The organism is Halobacteriovorax sp., assembly GCF_041587335.1.
Taxonomy (GTDB): domain Bacteria; phylum Bdellovibrionota; class Bacteriovoracia; order Bacteriovoracales; family Bacteriovoracaceae; genus Halobacteriovorax.
In genome coordinates this window covers 1-4,086 of the sequence record NZ_JBFGYP010000192.1, presented here as the reverse complement: position 1 = coordinate 4,086, position 4,086 = coordinate 1, and the positions used below count along the sequence as shown (strand labels likewise).

The window sequence follows — 4,086 nt, the reverse complement described above, 5'->3', positions numbered from 1 at the left end:
GAGCTATACTTACGAATAAGAGTCGTTCCTTCATACTGAAGATAACCTACGTCAATGATTTGATCATAATTAGGGTCAATACCTGTTGTTTCGATATCAAGTACGGCCCAACGTCCTAAAGGATGTGTCATATGTATCTCCAAAAATAACTTCACTTTGTGTGCTGCAAATGCGTATAGATATTGGCAATATCATCATTTTATCTTAGTCTGTGAAGCTTAAATGACAAGGAAACCTTATGAACACAGCACTAATTTTTCAAATTCAGTCGTATTTGATTTTATCTCTCATGATATTAGGTGTTTACCTTAGACGAAAAAGAAAGACCCACGTAAAAATAATGTCAGTTGTCATAATATGGGATATCCTATTAATACTGCAGATCGAATTGACTAGAAGCGCAATTGCAAAAGCGTCACAAGTAATGACAAATCCGATGATGCTAAAGATACATCTCTTCTTTGCTATCGGTTCAGTTGTGCTATACGTACTAATGATTATGTCTGGAAGAAAGCTCTTAAAGGGTGATATTTCAGTAAGACCAAAACATAAGAAGCTAGGATGGACGACTTTAGCTTTTAGAATTTTAACACTTGTAACGAGCTACTGGGCCGTTTCAAAATAAGAGATAGGATAAAGATGAACTTTGAAGAATTAACAGCACTTATTCAATCACAAATCGAAGACGCAAAGGTTCAGGTAACTGACCTTACTGGAACACAAGATCACTTAGGTCTTTTAGTTGTTAGTGATATTTTTGCAGGAAAAATGCTAATTCAACAACACCAGATCATAATGGATATTTTAAAAGAAAAATTAAAACAAGAGATTCATGCAGTTCAAATTAAAACAATGACACATGAACAAGCTAACGCACAAGGTATACAAATATAAGGAGTTAAATATGAGTAACGATAATCCATTTAATATTTTAGGTTCAGATAAAGTTCCACAAGAAGGAGCAACAGCTGTAACAGAGACAACTGAAACAAATGATCTTAATGAGAGAATTAAAGCTCTTATTGGTTCAAGTGATATCTTTCTATTTATGAAAGGAAACGCAGCTATGCCACAGTGTGGATTCTCTGCGAATACAATTGCTATGCTTGATGCTCTAAATGTTAAGTATAATACTTTTGATATTCTTTCTGACATGGATATCAGACAAGGCGTTAAAGAGTTTTCTAACTGGCCTACTTACCCACAACTTTACTTCAAAGGTCAACTAGTTGGTGGAAACGATATTATTACAGAGATGTATCACTCAGGTGATTTAGCTCAAGTTCTTGGAGCGTAAGTGAAAAAGTTCGAAGACCTAGCAGAGTGGTCACCAAAGAAAATGAGAACTCTTAGAAATAATCTAAATAATAGATTAGAGAGCTATAAGACTTCTGGAGATAATGCAAAACCTCTTCAGACAAGTCATGCTCTTTACGGCCTTTCAGCAGAAAGCTGCCAAGAGCTTTTAATAAAAGTTACAAGACTTTTAAAAAATCAAAAAACAAAATAGAAATAAAAAAAGGGAGCATCTAGCTCCCTTTTTTTATTACGCCTGAACTTTTTGCTCTAGCTTTTCAATTCGGCTTATAAGATTTTCATATCCTTATCGCAGTCATAAACAAAGTAAGATACTGGTTTATTATATAAACTATGAGAAAGAACAAGTATTATAAACAGTTCTATATTCACTTACTTCATATATTTTTTAAAGTCGCTCATATCAAAGTCAGGGATTATGCGCTCCTTGTGTGAGCCTATTGTAACAGACTTAATCCTATCGAAAGTAAAGAAATAATCTTTTCGTCCTGTCGCCTTATCAATTTTAATAAAAGTTAATCTAAAGTTATCATAGTCTAATATAATTTCTGCTGCATCAACAAAAACCTTTCCATTTTTTTTTCCATAAGATGGAGCTACAAAAACATAAGAATTGTAAAAGTCAAAATGACGAAGAAATCTTGTCTCTTTAAAATTCTCTATCAATCTTTTCTTTAATCCTTGCTCGCTGTATTTATCCATCCAATCAAGAGAGCTTACACTGAAATTTTCTGGTTCTTTTTCTCTGTAGACATCATTAAAGTTTTTCAACTTTTCTTTCTCATTACCGCTCACTCTAGAGAGGAATTTCTGTCTAAATTCCATAAGACCTTTCTCTATTTCTTTTGCCAGATCAACTAATGAAATCTTCCAATGCTCCAATTCTTTTACTGGAGGTCTTAAAATAGTTTGATGTTTTAAATTTTTAATTGAGAAATAAGCATCTTTAGAATTAACTTTAATTGTTGCAATTTCACTCTTTTCATCTAGGTCTTCGAGAATGAGAATAGATTTATAATTGTAATTTGCTCTTTGAGAGTTTTTCACAAATGAGCATAGCTTATAAGTACCTCCTATTTTTTCACCTATTGCTAATGGATCAGTTTCAAAATACTCTCTAAAATCGTATAAATAAGACTCATAATCCTTTGTAGTTCGTTCACTTTCGTAGAGTACATCATACTTTCCTTTCGATATTCGATATACAGGACAAACTAACTTTCCATTTAGTTCTAATCCTTTTCTAGAAAGCGATGCTACAGGGCTTCCATTAAGCTTCTTGTTATCATAAAATTCTATGGACGGTAGCTGAAATTCAGGTCTTGGTCCTGTCTCTTCTTTACCGTAAAAATCATCAATCAATACTATCGCATAATCTCTAGGGTCAATGTCATAATTATTCTCAAATGCCTCATCGTTTGGACTCTTTGCAAATGAGCCTAAAGAAATAAAAAACAATGTTACTAGAATTAAAATTTCTTTCATAATTTACTCACAGTTTACAATTACAGATGAAATAAAAATTAAACTAATCAATATAGTCTTCATACAGATACCTCTTACTTTTCCCATGTATTCTTTCATAGTAGTCATAAAACCTTTCTCCATATTTTCCGTATACCTTCTTTTCTTCAATAAAATAATCTTTCCTCAATGCATCTGAATATTTTTGGGTAAAATGACATTGCTCTTCTAGGTGTAAAAAATTCCACATTTTGGAATCACTCACAGTGCTGCCACCATTAAATTGCCTCATAAATCTAGCTTCTTTTAAGTCTCTAGAAAGAGAGTTTATTACTTTTTTGAATACAAACTCCTTATCTTTATTCATAAATTTATACTTCGCACGAGATGAAGCAGCAGCTTTAATATCTGTTAGAATAAAAATGCAAGCATATAGATGTTTTCTTTCTTCCCAATGCTTTTTACTATATTCATGTCCCACGGGGTACTTAAGTCGGTTTTGTATCATCCTTGCATACTGATGAAGGATTGCGACCTCTCCCTCCCCTAAATCTTCAAACTCTCTATTCATATAAATTTCGACATCGTCTCTTATTCCATTCTTATTTGTATCTGGTCCCTCGAGACTTTCAAAATTTACGCTAAACCATGATGGAAACTCTGGCTCTAATTCTGCGTTATACATTTGTGGATGATGTGTAAGCCACATATATGTATGTGGGAAAAAGTCTGCACATCGATACGCAGTAACTCCTAGAACTATGCAAATACTAATACGTACAAACTTGTTCAGTTTCTTCCATTTGTTTATTAGTGAGTTCATAAATAATTACCTGCTGAGAATACTAAATAAATATATTCTAACATGGGTTTTGAATAACTCTACTTCATCAAGGGATAGTAAAAAAATATTAGATATTTAAAAAAGGTTTAATCTAAAAGTATAGATAGTAACTTTTAACGTATTATCAATATTAAAGTTAGATCCTGCGGCCATTCGGCGAATTGTTGCAATAGGAACCTTTCATCCTTAATAAAACTAACTACTTACTTAAGTAATGATTCTCTTAAAATAAAAAAGTTAAAAAAAAGAATATGACACACAAATTCAGCAAGTTACAGCAAATAATGCTTTTTTTTCTATCGAAAAAAATCAATAAGTGATAAATTCCTAATATGGTAAGTAAAAGAAAAATAGATAAAATTGGTGATATCCTAAAGGAGAAAGAGAGCCTAGACGCATCTGACTTGAATCAGCTCCTTGAATGGAGAAATAGTTTTTCAAGTACACTCGACTACTACTTT

The 4,086-nt window shown here is 32.4% G+C and carries 6 protein-coding genes; 4 read left to right on the top strand and 2 right to left on the bottom strand.

The window, feature by feature from the left end; genetic code table 11:
* Window positions 1–238 precede the first annotated feature (238 nt).
* From ABX784_RS15925 to ABX784_RS15910, 4 genes are read left to right on the top strand one after another with little or no spacing between them, the layout of a single operon-like run.
* Window positions 239–625, top strand: coding sequence for a hypothetical protein (locus ABX784_RS15925; protein ID WP_372656054.1), 387 nt, complete (start codon window positions 239–241; stop codon window positions 623–625).
* Window positions 626–639: 14 nt separating this feature from the next.
* The gene (locus ABX784_RS15920) at window positions 640–894 is read left to right on the top strand and encodes a BolA/IbaG family iron-sulfur metabolism protein (protein WP_372656053.1); all 255 of its coding nucleotides are present in this window, start codon (window positions 640–642) and stop codon (window positions 892–894) included.
* A 10-nt stretch (window positions 895–904) separates the two neighbouring features.
* The gene (grxD, locus tag ABX784_RS15915) at window positions 905–1,297 is read left to right on the top strand and encodes a Grx4 family monothiol glutaredoxin (RefSeq protein ID WP_372656052.1); all 393 of its coding nucleotides are present in this window, start codon (window positions 905–907) and stop codon (window positions 1,295–1,297) included.
* Window positions 1,298–1,510, top strand: coding sequence for a hypothetical protein (locus ABX784_RS15910; RefSeq protein ID WP_372656051.1), 213 nt, complete (start codon window positions 1,298–1,300; stop codon window positions 1,508–1,510). It begins immediately after the preceding gene.
* Window positions 1,511–1,689: 179 nt separating this feature from the next.
* Here ABX784_RS15910 and ABX784_RS15905 read toward each other — a convergent pair whose 3' ends face one another.
* Both ABX784_RS15905 and ABX784_RS15900 read right to left on the bottom strand, forming a co-directional pair.
* On the bottom strand, window positions 1,690–2,802 hold the full coding sequence (locus tag ABX784_RS15905) for a hypothetical protein (protein ID WP_372656050.1): 1,113 nt from the start codon (window positions 2,800–2,802) through the stop codon (window positions 1,690–1,692).
* A gap of 43 nt (window positions 2,803–2,845) precedes the next feature.
* Window positions 2,846–3,604: a hypothetical protein gene (locus tag ABX784_RS15900; RefSeq protein WP_372656049.1), complete on the bottom strand. Its 759-nt coding sequence runs from the start codon at window positions 3,602–3,604 to the stop codon at window positions 2,846–2,848.
* Between the last annotated feature and the right edge of the window lie 482 nt (window positions 3,605–4,086).